This window comes from Paenibacillus sp. sgz302114 (genome assembly GCF_056120345.1).
In genome coordinates, this window is sequence record NZ_JBVYOI010000003.1 from 15,252 (window position 1) to 32,504 (window position 17,253).

18 protein-coding genes are annotated in these 17,253 nt (G+C 48.8%); all 18 read right to left on the reverse strand.

Going from position 1 to position 17,253, the window contains the following annotated elements:
• Window positions 1-46: 46 nt before the first annotated feature.
• The gene (gene tsf, locus AC0LWF_RS09115) at window positions 47-697 is read right to left on the reverse strand and encodes a translation elongation factor Ts (protein WP_474651245.1); all 651 of its coding nucleotides are present in this window, start codon (window positions 695-697) and stop codon (window positions 47-49) included.
• A 104-nt stretch (window positions 698-801) separates the two neighbouring features.
• Window positions 802-1,500 carry a 30S ribosomal protein S2 gene (gene rpsB / locus AC0LWF_RS09120; RefSeq protein WP_474651246.1) on the reverse strand — a complete coding sequence of 233 codons (699 nt, stop codon included), beginning with the start codon at window positions 1,498-1,500 and terminating at the stop codon, window positions 802-804.
• A 198-nt stretch (window positions 1,501-1,698) separates the two neighbouring features.
• Window positions 1,699-2,331 (reverse strand): hypothetical protein, encoded by a 633-nt coding sequence (locus tag AC0LWF_RS09125; RefSeq protein ID WP_474651247.1) that lies wholly within the window; start codon window positions 2,329-2,331, stop codon window positions 1,699-1,701.
• A complete protein-coding gene (locus AC0LWF_RS09130) occupies window positions 2,324-2,905 on the reverse strand; it encodes a DUF6115 domain-containing protein (protein WP_474651248.1) in 582 nt (193 codons plus the stop codon). The genes AC0LWF_RS09125 and AC0LWF_RS09130 overlap by 8 nt, the downstream gene beginning before the upstream one ends.
• Before the next feature lie 31 nt (window positions 2,906-2,936).
• On the reverse strand, window positions 2,937-3,266 hold the full coding sequence (locus AC0LWF_RS09135) for a hypothetical protein (RefSeq protein WP_474651249.1): 330 nt from the start codon (window positions 3,264-3,266) through the stop codon (window positions 2,937-2,939).
• 46 nt (window positions 3,267-3,312) lie between these two features.
• Entirely contained in the window at window positions 3,313-4,722 is a 1,410-nt protein-coding gene (locus AC0LWF_RS09140) for a flagellar assembly protein A (protein ID WP_474651250.1), read from the reverse strand.
• Between the two features lie 19 nt (window positions 4,723-4,741).
• Window positions 4,742-5,527 (reverse strand): FliA/WhiG family RNA polymerase sigma factor, encoded by a 786-nt coding sequence (locus tag AC0LWF_RS09145; protein ID WP_474651251.1) that lies wholly within the window; start codon window positions 5,525-5,527, stop codon window positions 4,742-4,744.
• 4 nt (window positions 5,528-5,531) lie between these two features.
• Complete coding sequence (locus tag AC0LWF_RS09150; RefSeq protein WP_474651252.1) at window positions 5,532-5,966, reverse strand: hypothetical protein; 435 nt, start codon at window positions 5,964-5,966, stop codon at window positions 5,532-5,534.
• A gap of 4 nt (window positions 5,967-5,970) precedes the next feature.
• Window positions 5,971-6,465, reverse strand: a complete 495-nt coding sequence (locus AC0LWF_RS09155; RefSeq protein WP_474651253.1) for a chemotaxis protein CheD — start codon at window positions 6,463-6,465, stop codon at window positions 5,971-5,973.
• On the reverse strand, window positions 6,462-7,082 hold the full coding sequence (locus AC0LWF_RS09160) for a chemotaxis protein CheC (RefSeq protein WP_474651254.1): 621 nt from the start codon (window positions 7,080-7,082) through the stop codon (window positions 6,462-6,464). Before AC0LWF_RS09160 ends, AC0LWF_RS09155 begins: the two co-directional genes overlap by 4 nt.
• A gap of 4 nt (window positions 7,083-7,086) precedes the next feature.
• A complete protein-coding gene (locus tag AC0LWF_RS09165) occupies window positions 7,087-7,548 on the reverse strand; it encodes a chemotaxis protein CheW (protein WP_474651255.1) in 462 nt (153 codons plus the stop codon).
• Between the two features lie 13 nt (window positions 7,549-7,561).
• The gene (locus AC0LWF_RS09170; RefSeq protein ID WP_474651256.1) at window positions 7,562-9,628 is read right to left on the reverse strand and encodes a chemotaxis protein CheW; all 2,067 of its coding nucleotides are present in this window, start codon (window positions 9,626-9,628) and stop codon (window positions 7,562-7,564) included.
• A gap of 48 nt (window positions 9,629-9,676) precedes the next feature.
• A complete protein-coding gene (locus AC0LWF_RS09175; protein ID WP_474651257.1) occupies window positions 9,677-10,987 on the reverse strand; it encodes a protein-glutamate methylesterase/protein-glutamine glutaminase in 1,311 nt (436 codons plus the stop codon).
• A 25-nt stretch (window positions 10,988-11,012) separates the two neighbouring features.
• Window positions 11,013-11,894 (reverse strand): MinD/ParA family protein, encoded by an 882-nt coding sequence (locus AC0LWF_RS09180; protein ID WP_474651258.1) that lies wholly within the window; start codon window positions 11,892-11,894, stop codon window positions 11,013-11,015.
• A complete protein-coding gene (flhF, locus tag AC0LWF_RS09185; RefSeq protein ID WP_474651259.1) occupies window positions 11,884-13,287 on the reverse strand; it encodes a flagellar biosynthesis GTPase FlhF in 1,404 nt (467 codons plus the stop codon). Before flhF ends, AC0LWF_RS09180 begins: the two co-directional genes overlap by 11 nt.
• Entirely contained in the window at window positions 13,284-15,317 is a 2,034-nt protein-coding gene (flhA, locus tag AC0LWF_RS09190; RefSeq protein WP_474651260.1) for a flagellar biosynthesis protein FlhA, read from the reverse strand. Before flhA ends, flhF begins: the two co-directional genes overlap by 4 nt.
• Window positions 15,318-15,352: 35 nt before the next feature.
• Entirely contained in the window at window positions 15,353-16,444 is a 1,092-nt protein-coding gene (gene flhB, locus AC0LWF_RS09195) for a flagellar biosynthesis protein FlhB (protein WP_474651261.1), read from the reverse strand.
• A 17-nt stretch (window positions 16,445-16,461) separates the two neighbouring features.
• Window positions 16,462-17,250, reverse strand: coding sequence for a flagellar biosynthetic protein FliR (fliR, locus tag AC0LWF_RS09200; RefSeq protein ID WP_474651262.1), 789 nt, complete (start codon window positions 17,248-17,250; stop codon window positions 16,462-16,464).
• Window positions 17,251-17,253: the final 3 nt, after the last annotated feature.

Below are 17,253 nucleotides of genomic sequence, written 5' to 3' on the forward strand. Positions count from 1 at the left end.
TAGGAAATAGGCGGGGCGAACGCCCCGCCCCGCTTGTGCGTTCGGATTACAATTTAGCTTGCGACATAACTTCTTGTACGAAGTTGTCTTCTTTTTTCTCAAGACCTTCACCAAGCTCGAAACGAGCGAAACGACGGATAGAGATATTTTCTCCAATTGTGCTGATTTTCTCTTTCAGCAACGTATGGATTGTTTTGTCTGGATCTTTGATGAACGGCTGCTCAAGCAAGCAGTATTCTTCGTAGTATTTGCTGATACGGCCTTCAACCATTTTCTCAACGATTTTCTCTGGTTTGCCTTCGTTCAGCGCTTGAGCTTTCAAGATTTCACGCTCTTTATCCAGCTCTTCTGAAGAAACTTCTTCTCGGCTTACAAACTTAGGGTTTGCAGCTGCGATTTGCATTGCGATATCGCGAGCGAAATCACGGAATTGTTCTGTTTTACCTACGAAGTCAGTTTCGCAGTTGATTTCAACCAATACGCCGATACGACCGCCAGCGTGGATGTAAGATTCTACTGTACCTTCAGTAGCTACACGACCCGCTTTGTTTGCTGCTGCGGAAAGACCTTTTTCGCGAAGCAAGTCGATTGCTTTCGCGATATCACCGTTTGTTTCATCAAGCGCTTTTTTACAATCAAGCATACCTGCGCCTGTTCTTTCACGCAATTCTTTTACTGCACTAGCACTAACCGCCATTGTGGAATCCTCCTGAATTGTTTAAAGGTTAAGTATTCGAAAAAAGGGCGGTGAGAGGTTATGCACCGTCTGACCACCCTTTCGTTTTCTATCGCCGTAAGCTATTAAGCAGTTGTTACTTCGCCTTGACGCGATTCAACAATTGCATCAGCCATCTTCGCAGTAAGCAATTTAACTGCACGGATTGCATCGTCGTTACCTGGGATAACGTAGTCGATTTCGTCCGGATCACAGTTCGTATCTACGATACCAACAATTGGGATACCAAGTTTGCGTGCTTCAGCAACCGCGATACGCTCTTTGCGTGGGTCGATGATGAACAATGCGCTTGGCAAACCTCTCATGCCTTTGATACCGCCGAGGAATTTTTGAAGACGATCTTTCTCTTTACGGAGAATGATAACTTCTTTCTTAGGAAGAACTTCGAAAGTGCCGTCCTCTTCCCATTTCTCAAGCGTTTTAAGACGGTCGATACGTTTTTGAATCGTTGAGAAGTTAGTCAGCGTGCCGCCGAGCCAACGTTGATTGATGTAGAAGTTGCCGCAACGTTCTGCTTCTTCTTTCACCGAATCTTGTGCTTGTTTCTTTGTACCTACGAAGAGAATAGTGCCGCCTTCTTCGCCGATCGAACGTACGAAGTTATAAGCTTCTTCGACCTTCTTAACTGTTTTCTGCAAGTCAATGATGTAAATCCCGTTACGTTCTGTGAAGATATAACGATCCATCTTAGGGTTCCAACGACGAGTTTGGTGACCGAAGTGTACCCCAGCTTCTAGAAGCTGTTTCATGGAAATTACCGCCATCTCTTACACACCTCCTGTTAAATGGTTTTTAGTGGTTACCTCCGCCAATATCATCTTTCGTCATCACTCAGGCCGGGCCAGAGCACCAATGACAAAATTAATCGGCGTGTGTTTTTAACACCGTCAATTACTATATCACATCTATATGCACGCATGCAACTGTGATTGACAGATTTTCAGAGCCAAGTTCTAGAAGGCTTAATTCTTTCCTGCGGCAGCATCCATTTCGCGCTTGGCAGCATTCGGATCTAACGGTTTGCTCGTCAATAACGTTCCAACCTGGTGAAGCGAAAGCTTGCCCTTAAAAGCAAAATAGCCTGCACGTATTTTTTTGGTACGCATCAGGTCAATGAATGCTTTCTTATCAGTTATGACGCCGTGTGAAGCAAGAATAACAGCCGTATCGGCAACGCTGGTGTTCGGAGGAATGCGAAGAACGATGCGCTCCGGCTCAGGAGCTTTTGAACTGTCAGCAGCTCCGCTTGTCTCGCTGGAGCTGGTTTGCTTATCTACATCGTCCTTCCCTTCAGAAGCATCTTTCGCTTCAGCATCTTTATCAGCTTTGGCATCGGTATCTTTGGCATCGGTCGTTTTACTGTCCGGCTTCGCTTCCGTTTGCTTTGCTTCTGCCTCCACCCGTTGACGCTCATCCGACACTGCTTTATCCAGCTCCGCTTGCGAATACATCTTCGCATCGCTGCCAAGATCATCCTGCTGGTTCAGCGGATCAGGACTGTTCACCTGCTGCTCGCCGATGAGCATGAGCTGCAGCAAGGCTGCACCAATAACAATTCCGACGCCGAGTCCGAATAGAAACGTACGTTTATTCATGACGCGCTGCCTCCTCCTGCTTGGAAAGCTGAAGAATAAGCTGCACTTCTCCTTTATTTAAGCCAAGGTTCTTCGCAATCGCATCAATAGACTTACCATGCTGATGCAATTCGAACAAATCGGCGTAACGCTCGCGTATTGAAGGTGTTTGAACGATCGGTTCTTGCTGCACAATCGCTGCCTCTTCTGCTGCAGTGCTCTCGACTTTGGCTTGCGCCAACTGAGCGGCTGCCCATGAAGCTTGATCTCGAGCTTGAACAATTGCTGCTTCGAACTGCTTGGACTGCTCACTGATCAACAGCTCCAGCTCAGCGCACCGCTTCTCCAGCTGCCCTATGCGTTCATCACGCTTAGTCGCTTGATGCTGCGTATCCTGGCTGGATTTGGTCACAAGCTGCATCATTTCTTTGTTGTCCGCTTCCAAATTCTCCATAAACTGCTCAAGCGCTGTTTCCATATTACGGACCGTCTGTGACTGGTCACTTTGCTTATTTCCATTCGACCTGCGTGGTAGAACAGCCGCACATACGACTACAACTCCGCCGACAAGCATAATGGTTTGCCATGCTTCCATAATTATCACCTGCTCAAATTCGACTACCCGCTTAGAGCGAAATATCGATATGTTTGCCTTTATACGGATGCTGCGATTCCTCTGGACCCTGATCCGAGCCTTCGGCGCCTTCTGCTTGCTGGTTCTGCTTCTTTTGCTTAGATGGCGACTGATGGTCACGCTGACGATTGTTCTTAATCTGCGGCTCGCTGCTCTGCTCCACCGCAGTATTGCGCGAACGCGCAAGCTCCGTCTGCTTGGAAGTATCATTCTCAAGACGGGCTTGATCCGCGTGCACACGATGATTCAGCTGGTTCTGCTGCGACCCCTGATCAGGGGTACGAGGAATCGACATCTGTAAGTCGATCGGCCTGTAAGGCATTCTGATCGCCCCTTGCTTCAAATAGGAAGCTTATTACGCGTTAGGCTTACTTGATGTATGGAATCATAATGATGTCGCCCTCAGAATACCGGAATGTTATACGCTCTGTCGCATCTTTAATGAAGCGCGTATATCGGCCGATAACAATCTTCGTGCCGCCATAGATGACGTTTACAGCGTCAACGCGGGCGCGTTCCGTATCTTCAAGTGATTTCTCGATTTCTAGCACCGCTTCCTTGGCACTTGTAATCTCCTCTATAGCAACTCGCTTAGTGGAGCCCAATTTGCCGCGAAGCGCCATCTTGTCCGGCGACAATTGACCTGTAGCTGCTAGCTGATCAAGCAGCGTGAGCGCCTTCTCAGTCTTGTCCAGGTTCTCATTCGTTTGCTTGATTTGAGCGCGCAGCTCAAGCAGCTGTGAGCGAAGCTCTGGCCTTACGCCTACTTCAATAATAGTCGCCGTCGACATGGTGTTCCCGATTGTTCTTGCAATGACGCGCTCGCCAGCTTGGATAACGCCGCCAACGACGAGACCTTTTGCCCCACTGCAAATGACGTTCTTGCCCGCCCTGACATGCGAGTGCATGATGCTTTGAGAGACGAGGATGTCTTCAGCAGCTGTCACATTGCCGTCTTGGATGAAAGAGCTCTTTACGTTCTTACCTGCAATGATATGGCCTTTGTTGCTGGCCAGCACGCCGCCGGTAATTTCAACCGAACCTTCAGATTCAAGAACTGCTCCTTCAACGCCACCAATGATGCGGATATCGCCAGATGCTTTAATACGGAAGCCAGTCAATACATTCCCTCGGACGACAACTGTCCCGACAAAATCAATATTGCCGATCTTGTAATCGACGTCACCGTTCACTTCGAAGACCGGGAATACATTAATTTTGTTCTTGTCCGTCATCGTAATCAAGCCGTCAATTGTGGAGTAGAGCGCCGTTTGCTCTGGATTGAGAACGACATTCTTGCCCATCTTGAAGTACGCTTCTTTGCCGTTCCTCGCCGTAATCGCGTCGCCAGTTACCGACTTGCCATCGGTCCCAGGCGTGGCCCCTATCTTCTCTGCAATCAGTTGGCCGCGCTTCACATTCTTCAGCTGAGTGACTTCCTTGAAGTCAATTTTGCCGCCTTCGAGCTCAACTGGTCGGTACTCGCCTTCTGACATGTCGTATGAGAATTGAATATATCCGTCATGTCCATTAACAGGCGGCAGACCTTGTGCGACGACGGTTTGACTGTAGAAAAAAGCGCTAGGCTGCTGTACGAGCCGATTCAGCACATCTCTTTGTAGACCGAAATTTACACCATGACTCTTCAAAAACTCTTCCAGCTGCGAGAGTGTGCAAGAAAACTGCTCGTCCGCCATATTAAATTGAAGTGTTGCTGTCAGCTTATCCGGAGATAGCTGAACAACAAGATGTTGTTGTAGTGTTTCAATAGTCGACAATCCTGCCCCCCCCTTTCAATTAATGCTGCATCAATTGATCTTTTTGTTTCTCCAGCGCCCCCCTTAATCTCAAAATAGCTTTCGAATGTAATTGAGAGATTCGAGAAGGTGACAACGACATCACTTCTGCAATTTCACTTAATGACAATTCTTCGTAATAGAAGAGTGAAATTACCGTTCTCTCTTTCTCTGTTAAACGGTCAATGCCACGAATGAGAGATTCTTTCAAGAAAAACTCATGCACCTTATAGTCCGGATTCTTCGCTTTCTCATCAACGAGCAGCGACAGCCTCGTCTCGGATTCTTCTTCCCGAATCGGATCCTCGAGTGAGCATACCGTCGTCACTGCAATTTCCTGAAGCATGACGCCGAAGTCCTTCTCGGATACCGCGAGATATTCGCTGATCTCCGCATCTGAAACGGAACGCATATATTGCTGCTCTAGCAGCTGATACGCTTCTTCTATCTTCTTCGCTTTCTCGCGAACGGAACGAGGCACCCAGTCCCCTGAACGGAGACCGTCTATGATCGCGCCGCGAATACGCCATGAAGCGTACGTTTCGAATTGAAGGCCGCGTCTATAATCAAATTTTTCAATCGCATCGATGAGTCCCATAACACCATTGCTGGCCAGATCGTCCTTGGAGACATTCTTAGGTAAGCCGATGGCCATCCGGTTGGTCACATAATCAACCAAAGTGAGATAATGCTCGATCAACCGTTTCTTTGCTTCAATGTCTCCGTCTTCTTTCCACTTCTGCCAAATCTCGATGTTAGACAAATGAGGCGCTTTCGGCTCAATCATCGTCTCACTCTCCTGTTAGGTGACGTATTGCTTTTGCCAATTCTTCAGGCTCTCTATTCTGCGTCGATACAAGCTTTGGAGGGGTTAGCGGTTGAAATGCTGACTTCTTACCCGACTCCTGCTCTACGCTACCGTCTAATTGATTTTTTAATAATTGGTTCAAATCTTCGCTTGATTCCGGTGTGGAATAATCAACAGACTGTCCTTTAGAAGGATCCTGCTCCGGCTCGACGTTAATCGGCGCGGAGGCAGTTGATCCCGGTTGCAATATGAATGCGAGCAATGCGCGAAATAAATAGGCAAGTACAAAAAATGCGAAAAATGCGTATAAGCTTCGAAGACTTGAAATTGCAAGTCCATTACTGCCTAGCGAGAAAAGTAACGTAAGTAAACTGCCGCCTATACCCAGCGAAACGTTCCAGCGCCATGACCCTAACATGTTGTTAAATCTCCTTTACTCCTTGTTGAACACTCCGAATCATTAACATGCCGGTAATGCTATTGAACTCAACTGTTCTGCCATAGTTAGCGCCTGTATCTTCTGCAAGAAGCGGAATTGAATATTTCTTCAGCATCTCCTTGCAAGATTCAACATTACGTGGTCCAATCCGCATAGAATCATGATTCGAGGTGAATGCAAACATTTGAGCACCGCCGGCCATTTTCGCCACGAAACGTCTAGGTTCAGCTCCTGCCTGTTTCATCAAGTTGATGAGATGAGGTATGGAAGTATCGGCGTACTTCGCGATGTTGATAGAGGCTTCTCTGGCAATCTCGGAGGATGGCAGCATGACATGCACCATTCCCGCTACCTTCGTACGCTCATCAAACAACGTTAAGCCGACGCAAGAGCCGAGTCCAGTCGTTTTGAGAATTGCGCCATTCGACGCAATATTCAGGTCAGCCATGCCTACTTTCACTACATTTTCATGCATCATTCGTTAGGCACTCCTAAGGCGCTAAAAATCTTCTCAAACGATTCCGGATCTGGGATCAAGAAGAAATGTCCTGCCAGCTCTTCCCTTCCTTCCAGAAACGTAGTATCGATCAGCAACGCGGAATCCCCCATCTCGCCATATTGGACGAGACCATAGCTTAGGATGGCGCCTGCCATATCAATGGCAATGGCGGGGACGGTTGGAGACAAATACAATTGAGTGAAATCGGCCAATGATGATAGATAAGATCCTGCTAGTATGTTACCAATTTCAGCTAATGCGGAATATTCCATTTCAGAGTAGCCGTCTTCGCTTGAGGTTTCCATCGAAAGCAGGCCACGCAGCAATTTCCTCGCGGAGCTCTCTTCGATTAAGAAAAACATATTCCCCGGTGCATCGCCTTCAACACGAAGGAATACTGCGATTACGACTTGTTCGAATCCGCCAACACGATCGGCAACTTGCTCGAACGGAATTAAACTGACGGTGGGCACATTCATATCGACTGGCTTGTCCAGAAGCCGAGAGAGCGCGGTCGCTGCATTGCCTGCGCCGATATTCCCGACTTCCTTCAAGACATCAAGTTTGAAAGCTTCTAATTTATGTAGTGGATTCACTTGTTTAGGCCTCAACCTGTTCTAGCTGAATAATCTCGCTCTTATTTAGCACCTCGGCAAGGTTTAACATGATCAAAAGCCGGTTGTCACCGATTTTGGCTACTCCGCGAAGGTATTTAGCCTTGATTCCGCCAACTACTTCCGGCGGCGTATCGATGCTCTTCTCGTCGATATCGATAACATCATTCGCGGCATCTACGATAAAGCCAACTTCCAGATCATTCACAGCGACAATGATAACGCGTGAGCTTTCTGTTTCTTCCGTCTCAGGCAGGCCGAAGCGGCCGCGCAAATCAATAACTGGAAGAACAACGCCGCGGAGATTAATGACTCCTTTGATAAAAGAATGTGTCTTCGGTACACGGGTAATCGGCATCATGCGTTCAATCGTACGCACCTTGTCGACCTCAACGCCGTATTCTTCATTTGCTAGTCCAAACACGATAACTTTGATTTCATCACTCATAGCAGGACCCTCCTTATTTAATAAGTGCATTCGGATCTATAATTAATGCTACCTGACCGTCGCCAAGGATGGTCGCACCAGAGATCGCTTCAATATTCGTCAAGTACTTGCCGAGCGACTTCAGCACGATCTCGCTCTGTCCGATAAACTCGTCTACGGTAATCGCTCCTAGCTTATCTCCCTTGCGGATCACAACGATCTCCGTCTCCTGCTCCTCTTCCTCACGGAAACTCGTCGATTCTAGCACTTGCGCGAGCGAGATGAGCGGGATAACTGAGCCGCGGTAATCAATCATGCGATTGCCGTGGATTTTGCGGATTTGCTCACGCGGAACGATGCCTGTCTCCACAATGGAGGATAACGGAATCGCGTACTTCTCCGAACCAAGCTTCACGAGCATGGCAGAGATGATGGAGAGCGTCAGCGGCAGCTGGATCGAGAACTTCGTGCCTTTGCCTTGCTCGGATTCAACGGTAACGTGACCGCCAAGCGAAGTGATTTTCGACTTAACGACATCCAGCCCAACGCCACGGCCGGAAATATCAGAAATTTTATCAGCGGTACTGAAGCCCGCAGCAAAGATCAGCATGTTACTCTCAGCATCAGTCAAGCGCTTCGCTTCATCTACATTCACGACGCCATTCTTGATGGCGATCTGCTTCACCTTCTCGCGGTTGATACCGCGTCCATCCTCTTCCACCTCGATGAACACGTGATTGCCGCTGTGGAATGCACGCAGATGAACGGTTCCGGTCTCGGATTTGCCAGCAGCAATCCGGTCAGCAATCGGTTCAATCCCGTGGTCAAGCGAGTTGCGCAGCAAGTGAACGAGCGGATCGCCGATCTCATCAATAACGGTACGATCGAGCTCTGTATCTGCGCCTGAGATGATCAAATCCACTTTCTTATTGAGCGTCTTCGCCAAATCGCGGATCATCCGAGGGAATCGGTTAAATACCGATTCTACCGGAACCATGCGCAGCTTCAGTACGATATTCTGCAAGTCGCTGCTGACGCGGCTCATATGCTCTACTGTTTCCGTCAGATCATTTCTGCGGACTTCGCTTGCAAGCTGCTCAAGCCGTACGCGATCAATGAGAAGCTCGCTGAACAGATTCATTAGCGCATCGAGACGTTCGATGTCAACGCGGATCGTGCGGGAAGCTGCCCCACCAGATGCTTGCGCGGCAGGTGCTGCAGCTGGTGCTGCTGCGGCTGCAGTCTGCGCTCTTGCAGTTCCAACCTCTGATTGCGCTGCCGTAACGCTTGCCGATGCTGTTGGAGTTGCTTGCACGGCAGCTGCGCCTGCGAGCTGTTCGAGCGACTCGCGGTCGAGCTGCGTAATCGTTGCTCCTTCAATCTCAGACACAGATTCGATTCCTTTACGAAGCTCAGCCTCGGAAATGCTCGCGATAGTAAATACGGTGAAGGAACGATCAAACTTCTCTTGCTCGATCTCTTGTACGCTTGGAACTGACTTTACAATCTCGCCGTTATGCTCGAGGAAGTCGAACACCATGTAGGCGCGCGCAGCCTTCAGCACACAGTCCTCTCGGACCGTTACAACAATGTGGTAAACGGCAAGACCAGCGGCAATGGATTGCAGCAAAATCGAGCTTTGGAACTGATCCAGCAGCTCTCCGCCGGCAGCAGTGTCGCTGCCACCTGTGTTACCGCCTGCCGATTGATCCTTCTTGTGGTCGCCTCTAACAATGACTTGGAGATTCGAAACAATTGCCGTTACATCGGCTTTACCTGTTCCTCCGCCGATAATGTCTTGGACCATCGACTCCAGTGCATCGAGCCCTTTGAACAATGTATCGAAGATAAAATTGTCCATCTTGAGCTTGTTGTTACGAACGAGATCGAGCACATTCTCCATCTCATGGGTGAGCGATGCCAAATCTTCAAAGCCCATCGTCGCGGACATGCCTTTAAGTGTGTGGGCTGAACGGAAAATAATTTGTACGATGCTTATATCTTCTGGTGCACTCTCGAGTTTGAGTAGGTTTTCGTTTAATGACTGCAAATGATCATTCGACTCGTCAATAAACATTGAAAGATAATCGCTCATATCCATTTCTATGCACCTCCTAATGATTGGTCGTCAGCGAGTAGACGAGCCTGCCTACTTGCGCACCGCTTGCGTTATAGCAGTTGCGATCTGCCGCAGATTGACTACTGACTTCGCCACGCCAGCTTCGATTGCGGATCGCGGCATTCCATACACGACGCATGATTCTTCTGCTTCCGCGATCGCGCTCTCCGCGCCGCTGTCGTTCATTACTTTCATACCTTTCATACCGTCGCTGCCCATGCCTGTCATAATGACGGAATGACGGCGCAGCTCAGTGAAAGCCGCACACGATTCAAACATCGTATCTACAGAAGGACGATGGCCGCCTCTTGGTGCCTCATCCGATAGCTTGATACAGTAGCCTTCGCGATCTTTGGCAAGTTCCATATGATAGCCGCCTGGCGCGATATACACAACGCCTGCAAACACGCGCTCGCCATGTACAGCCTCGGTCACATTCAGCGCGCTGAATGAGTCAAGACGCTGCGCGAGCGAGTGGGTGAACTTCGGCGGCATATGCTGCACGACGAGTACCGGAGCTGGAAAATCAGCCGGCAGCGCGGTAATCACTTCGTGCAGTGCCCGAGGTCCTCCTGTGGAGGTGCCAATCGCCACCAGATGCCGGAAGTTCCGATTCGGCGCTGGTTTACCCGTATTCTTCGCCGGTGCATCCGCATCGGACTGCACCGTCTGTGCAGGAGCTGGCTGAGGCTTCTCCTTCTTCGCAGCTGACTTGTTAAGTCCAGGCTTGCTTGGCTCCGCAGGTTTCGACGATGCTGCAGCAGTCTCGTTCATTGCGGCTTGGTCGTACATTTCCTTACTCGCATTGGCTGCGTCCGAACGGCGCGAAGGCTTAGGCAGCGAAGCCGTATCGAATGTGAATGACTCTTTCTGCTTCGGTACTGCTGGCTTTCTCGGAGCGGGCGCCGACACTTGCTGGTATAGAGAAGAATGGCGCTTCGTCAACACCGCAATCCGCAGCTTCTCCAGCAATTGTTCTCCGACCATTTGAATATCTGGCGAGTTCGGTCCAGATGGCTTGCGGATAAAGTCAAACGCTCCATTCTGCAGCGCTCTGATCGTCTCTCGTGTTCCGTCATCGCTAATGCTCGATAGCATAATAATCGGCGTTGGGTGGATGCGCATAATCCGCTCAAGCGCCTCCAGGCCGTTCATTTCTGGCATTTCGAGGTCCATCGTTATGACATCCGGTTGATGGACACGAACAGCCTCAATGGCTTCTCTGCCATTGTTGGCAGTGCCAACAACTTCAAACTGCGGATCAAGCGCGATCAGATCACAAAGAATTTTGCGCATAAACGCGGAATCATCAACCACAAGTACACGAGATGTTACAGTCATAGATGCAGCCTCCCATTTCAAAGGATTATTTTGAAAGTCTGAACATTTTATGTAGAAACCCTTTGACACCATTGCTGGTGGCCCCTGAAGCACCTGGGATATCGGCAAATTGCTTCGCGATATCCATGATTGTCTTTGATGCAACAGTGCCTGGAAATGCGATTGAGAAAGGTACTTGTTTCTTTACTGATTTAGGTACATTCGGATCATCCGGCAAATAGCCGAGCACTGGCAGTTCAAGATTCAGGAAGCGTTGGGCGACTAGCGCCATCTTATCCGCTGTCGCCTTACCTTCCTTATCGTCTGATGCACGGTTCACGATAAGCTTGAATTTCACGTCATGCTCCATCGCGGTGACCATCTTAATCAGCGCGTATGCATCTGTGATTGATGTCGGCTCGGGCGTTGTAACAATGATCGTCTCTTGGGCGGCGGTAATGAATTTAATCGTTTCCTTCGAGAGGCCTGCGCCTGTGTCGAACAAAATCACATCATACTCACCATGCAGCCGGCCGATCTGTTCCGCGAAGTAATCAAGCTGCGCCGAAGATAGATCGACGAGATCCTTAAAGCCCGATCCCCCTGCAATAAAATGAACACCGTGCGGGCCTTCCTGAATAATATCCCAGATCGTCTTCTCTTGCTTTAGCAGATGATAGAGATTATAGCGAGAGGAAACGCCCATAAGCACATCAATGTTCGCCATCCCAATATCCGCATCAAAAATGAGCACTTTCTTGCCGAGCTGTTGCAGCGCCAAGCAGAAGTTCAAGCTGAAGTTGGACTTCCCGACGCCGCCCTTCCCGCTAGTAACGGTTACGATTCGGGTCGCTCTGCCTGCTTCACGCATCGTCTCATTGTTCCGAACCAAGTTTCTAAGCGCTTCCGCCTGATCGTTATTTATCATCAGAAGCCCCCAGCAATTGTTCGACATAGCTGGCTGCTTGGAATGGAGCGATGTCATCCGGAACTGTCTGGCCGTAAGCGATATACGTAGGTTTAAGGCCATGCTCAAGCGCTAAGTTCAGAATCGCTCCGCAAGCGTGCGTCTCATCTTGCTTCGTGAAGAGCACATGGTCAATGCCATATTGAGCAAAATTAGCGGCAACCTTCGACATATCGCTGAACTTGCCCGTTAGGCTGAGCACCAGATATGTCATCGCATGGCTTCCTGACTGCAGCAAGCTGTTCACTTCGGATACATAGAGCTCATTGCGGAAATTACGTCCCGCCGTATCCATGAAGATCAGCTCGCGACCTTCAAGCTGCTTGAAGGCTCTAGTCACCTCAGCAGGAGAGAAGACGACTTCAAGCGGCACATTAAGAATCGTTGCATATGTGCGCAACTGATCAACCGCTGCAATCCGGTACGTATCAGATGTAATGAATCCGACTTTACGTCCGGCTTTCAATGTTTGCTCAGCGGCTAGCTTAGCAATCGATGTAGTTTTGCCGACACCAGTCGGACCAACAAAATGGATGACCTGCGTATCGCGGCTAATTTGATTCGCTTCAAACTTGCTCATCCAGCCAATCAAGATCCGGCGCGCGCAGCCCCATACATATGTTGCGTAATCAGCATCAGGCATACCGTGTTGCTTCGCTTCAATCATTTCGGCTTCGACCTGCTCGATCAACTGGTCAATCCATTGCTGGTCGACTTCTTGATCTACGAGCCTGTCTTGAAGCGCCTGGATGGCGGCCGGACGGGATTCCTGCTGCTGTTGTTTGGACATCCGCACAATCCACTGCTTCATGTCGCGAATCTCAGCAAGCAAATGATCTTCCGCCAGTATCGGTTTGCGAACATCTTGAGTTGGCACCTCTGGCGCAGCCGCTACAGGCACCTCACTCGGAGCCGCTGTTCTTGCTCCATAAGCAGCCGCTGGAGATATCTTCGGAAGCTCTTGGACTTCTACTTCTCTTGCCGTTGCAGCTTCTCTTGCCTGCTTCACTTCAGCCGCATGGCTGAGCACTGCATCAAATGCGGATGCAGCAGCCGGTGAAGGCGCTGCGGGAACTGCTGGTTTTAGTGTTGCCAGCGGCATTGCATTAGGTCTTGCACTGACCGCAGTTTGCGTGCGAGCCGGCGGCTTCGCCTTAGAGCTTGAGCCTGAATTGTTGGCGCTGCCAGTCTCTACAGCGGCGATAACTTCTGTCTTCTTCTTGCCGAACATGCCAAGAAATCCGCCGACGCGAATTTCTTTGGTGTTTAAAATTACGGCATCTATGCCGAGTTCACTTCGAATCATGGGAAGTGCCTCAGGTAAGGCATTGACGACATAGCGCTTTACCTTCATAGATTCACCACTCCAATGCTTTGTACTTCAATACTAGGTTCAAGCTCACTGTACGAGAGAACCGGAACGTCCTGCATCGTGCGCTCAACAATTTGACGAAGGTACATCCGAATGGTAGGAGAAGCGAGTACAATCGGCTGATAGCCAGATTGAATCTGCTTGTTCACTTGTTCATTCAGTTTCTGATAGATCGTCTGCGTTGACATCGGGTCCATCGCCAAGTAGGTGCCTTGGTCGGATGACTGTACCGATTCCGCAATCTTCTTCTCTAACAGCGGACCTACCGTAATCACTCGCAGCGTGTCGCCATTATGGGAGAATTGCTGCGTAATCTGTCTGGATAGCGCTTGACGCACATATTCAGTAAGGATATCTGGATCTTTCGTATAAGCACCATGATCGGCGAGTGATTCGAAGATCGTAACCATATCGCGAATCGAGATTTTCTCACGAAGCAGCTTCGCAAGCACCTTCTGAATATCACCGACATTCAGAATAGATGGGATAAGCTCATCCACCAGTGCCGGGTAAGACTCGCGAACGTTCTCGATCAGAGCCTTCGTTTCTTGGCGGCCGATCAGTTCGTGTGCATGGCGCTTGATAAGCTCAGTCAAATGAGTTGCTACGACTGACGGTGGATCAACTACGGTGTATCCGAGCAGCTCGGCACGTTCCTTCGTTGCTTCATCGATCCAGATTGCCGGTAAGCCAAATGCAGGCTCCATCGTCTCAATACCAACGATCGAATCATCATCAAAGCCTGGGCTCATCGCCAAGTAGTGATTCAGCAGCAGCTCGCCGCGAGCAACGGTGTTGCCTTTGATCTTAATGACGTACTCGTTCGGTTTGAGTTGAATATTGTCTCGAATCCGGATAACCGGTACGACAAGACCAAGCTCAAGGGCACACTGCCTGCGAATCATAATAATTCGGTCAAGCAAGTCACCGCCCTGCTGCGTATCCGCGAGCGGGATAAGACCATAACCGAACTCGAATTCGATCGGATCGACCTGGAGCAGACTGATGACACTTTCCGGGCTGCGAACCTCTTCGATTTCTTGTTCTTCCACGAGCATATCTTGCGCTTGTTGCTCCTTCGTAAGGTTCGACTGCATCCGGAAGCCTGCATACACGATAATTGCTGCAAACGGAAGTGTCGCAAAAGGACCGATTGGAGTTCCAAGACCGAGCAGCGTAATCGTTCCAGCAACAATGTAAAGGAGCTTCGGATAGCGGAACAATTGCATTGTCACATCATGCGCCAAATTGCCTTCAGAAGCAGCGCGAGTAACGATCAAGCCTGTCGCTGTGGAGATGAGCAGTGCTGGAATTTGGCTGACAAGTCCGTCACCGATCGTCAGAATGGAGAATGTATTGATCGATTCACTGAAGGAAAACCCGTGAACAGCCATACCGATAATGAATCCACCGATCAAGTTAATGATTAGGATTATGATGGAGGCGATGGCGTCACCTTTAACGAATTTTGTGGCACCGTCCATGGAGCCGTAGAAATCGGCTTCCTTCTCAATCTTCTGGCGGCGCTCTCTTGCTTGCAACTCGTTAATGAGACCCGCATTCAAATCCGCATCAATACTCATCTGTTTACCAGGCATCGCATCGAGTGTGAAACGAGCCGCAACCTCTGCGACACGCTCCGAACCTTTCGTAATAACGATGAACTGTACAACAACTAGAATAAGGAATACGACGAAACCGATGGCGATCTGCCCGCCTGCAACCCAACTTCCAAACGTATGTACGACTTTCCCCGCTTCCGCTTTGGACAATATGTTGCGTGTCGTTGATACGTTAAGTGCAAGCCGGAATAAAGTCGTAATGAGGAGCATGGAAGGAAAAATGGAGAATTGCAGTGCGTCGTTCGTATTCATGGATATAAGCAAAATCATCAAAGCGATAGAAATGTTGATGATCAAGAGCACGTCCATTAAGCCGGTTGGAATCGGAATGACCATCATAAGAACGATGCCGATGATCCCGATAAGTATTGTCAGGTCTCTAGCCTTCATGACGTACCCTCCTCCACTGATGATTGCTGCTGATGTTACTTCACTTTTTGCTTCAATTTATATACATATGCCAGCACTTCCGCCACAGCTTGGAAAAGATCGGCTGGAATCGTGTCACCAATTTCCGCCCGATCGTACAACGCTCTGGCAAGCGGCCTGTTTTCCATCATTATGACGCCATTCTCCTTCGCCACATCTTTAATCCGCAATGCTACGAAATCCATCCCTTTAGCAATAACGGTCGGAGCTTCCATCGTCGCCCCATCGTACTTGAGCGCGATCGCGAAGTGAGTTGGGTTCGTGATAACTACATCAGCTTTAGGCACTTCCTGCATCATACGCTGCAATGCCATACGTCGCTGACGCTCTCTGATTTTGCCTTTTATGAGCGGGTCGCCCTCTGTTTTCTTGTGCTCATCTTTGATATCTTGCTTGGACATGCGCAAGCTCTTCTCATGCTCATAACGCTTATACATGAAATCAAAGAAAGCGAGAATAACAAGGACTGCGCCAATCTCAATCCCGAGCTTAATCGTGATGTTTGCTACGTAACTAAAAATGTCGCCAATTGGAACACGCGCGAGATTCATAATCTGCGTTCTCTCGTTCCATAGTGCCCGATAGACAATTAGTCCAATTACTAACAATTTCGAAATATTTTTGACGAACTCGACTAAAGCGTGCATGGATACAATATGTTTGAATCCGCTTATGGGATTCAGTTTGTTCAGCTTCATCTTGATCGGTTCCCCAGTAAACAAGATACCGACTTGCCAATAATTCGCCAACAATGCCACAATTATAGCGATGCCGAAGATTGGAGCTAGAAGCATGAAGCCCTGCATCATGAGGTCGTAGAACAAGGAAACAACGTTGCTCTTAGTCACTTCCATCAACAATCTCTGTTCAAAGATCATGCCGAAAAGATGCAGAATACGTACTTTGTAATAACCGTCTAGAGCAAAGAAGCTAAGAAAAATAAACAATAGAATGAGCGCGCCCGGTATTTCCTGACTTTTGGCAATCTGGCCTTTTTGACGTGCTTCTTGCCGTTTTCTTGGTGTCGCACGCTCTGTTTTTTCCTGATTGAACAACTGCAGATCGAGCGTGAAACGGTACTTCACCATAAGTTTTAGCCCTCCCCTTAAGCTGCGGGACCTTGTAGAATGGAGAAAAGCTTCTGCATCGCAGTGAACATCTGGTCAAATAAGTGCTCGTAGATCATAATCAATCCCGGCATCATTACGGTGAGCATCAGTAAACCGACTAGAAGCTTAATCGGAATTCCGATAACAAACACGTTATACTGAGGTGCTGTTCGTGCGAGAAACCCGAGCCCTACATCTGTCAGGAACATCGCTACGACGAGCGGTGCTGACATTTGAAGCGCAAGCATGAAGGATTGGACAAGCATCGTCGTTAGAAACGTTGAGATGCTTCCTGAATGCACATGAGCAAACAGCGTATTCGAGAGCGGTATCCATTCATAGCTTTGAATAAGCGCTGAAAGCAAAAAATGATGTCCATTGATAGACAAGAATACCAGCGTTGCGACCATGCCTTTAAAGTTACCGAGCAGCGGTGCCGAAACACCTGTCATCGGGTCAAGGATGTTCGCCATCCCGAAGCCTATCTGCATATCAATAAAGCTGCCGGCTGTGTTGATGATCGTAAAGAACATATATGCAGTAAAGCCTAGTAGAACGCCTGCGAGAATTTCTCGAAATATAGCAAGAATATATTCAGCATCAGGCACAATCGTTTGCTTTAAGCCGTACGTTAGAAAGACAAGCAGCGATACAAAAAAACAGAGTCCCAATTTAAACGTTTTTGGCACATTTCGAGTCGAGAATACAGGAGCTACGACGAAAAAAGCTGTTATTCGACAAAAAATAAGCAAAAAAATAGGGAACCCTTGAAGAAAAATCTCCATCGA

Coding starts and splice junctions, on each gene's coding strand:
- tsf (WP_474651245.1), bottom strand. CDS start 697: ATGGCGGTTAGTGCTAGTGCAGTAAAAGAATTGCGTGAAAGAACAGGC.
- rpsB (WP_474651246.1), bottom strand. CDS start 1,500: ATGGCGGTAATTTCCATGAAACAGCTTCTAGAAGCTGGGGTACACTTC.
- AC0LWF_RS09125 (WP_474651247.1), bottom strand. CDS start 2,331: ATGAATAAACGTACGTTTCTATTCGGACTCGGCGTCGGAATTGTTATT.
- AC0LWF_RS09130 (WP_474651248.1), bottom strand. CDS start 2,905: ATGGAAGCATGGCAAACCATTATGCTTGTCGGCGGAGTTGTAGTCGTA.
- AC0LWF_RS09135 (WP_474651249.1), bottom strand. CDS start 3,266: ATGCCTTACAGGCCGATCGACTTACAGATGTCGATTCCTCGTACCCCT.
- AC0LWF_RS09145 (WP_474651251.1), bottom strand. CDS start 5,527: ATGATTGAGCCGAAAGCGCCTCATTTGTCTAACATCGAGATTTGGCAG.
- AC0LWF_RS09150 (WP_474651252.1), bottom strand. CDS start 5,966: ATGTTAGGGTCATGGCGCTGGAACGTTTCGCTGGGTATAGGCGGCAGT.
- AC0LWF_RS09155 (WP_474651253.1), bottom strand. CDS start 6,465: ATGATGCATGAAAATGTAGTGAAAGTAGGCATGGCTGACCTGAATATT.
- AC0LWF_RS09165 (WP_474651255.1), bottom strand. CDS start 7,548: ATGAGTGATGAAATCAAAGTTATCGTGTTTGGACTAGCAAATGAAGAA.
- AC0LWF_RS09170 (WP_474651256.1), bottom strand. CDS start 9,628: ATGGATATGAGCGATTATCTTTCAATGTTTATTGACGAGTCGAATGAT.
- AC0LWF_RS09175 (WP_474651257.1), bottom strand. CDS start 10,987: ATGACTGTAACATCTCGTGTACTTGTGGTTGATGATTCCGCGTTTATG.
- AC0LWF_RS09180 (WP_474651258.1), bottom strand. CDS start 11,894: ATGATAAATAACGATCAGGCGGAAGCGCTTAGAAACTTGGTTCGGAAC.
- flhF (WP_474651259.1), bottom strand. CDS start 13,287: ATGAAGGTAAAGCGCTATGTCGTCAATGCCTTACCTGAGGCACTTCCC.
- flhA (WP_474651260.1), bottom strand. CDS start 15,317: ATGAAGGCTAGAGACCTGACAATACTTATCGGGATCATCGGCATCGTT.
- flhB (WP_474651261.1), bottom strand. CDS start 16,444: ATGGTGAAGTACCGTTTCACGCTCGATCTGCAGTTGTTCAATCAGGAA.
- fliR (WP_474651262.1), bottom strand. CDS start 17,250: ATGGAGATTTTTCTTCAAGGGTTCCCTATTTTTTTGCTTATTTTTTGT.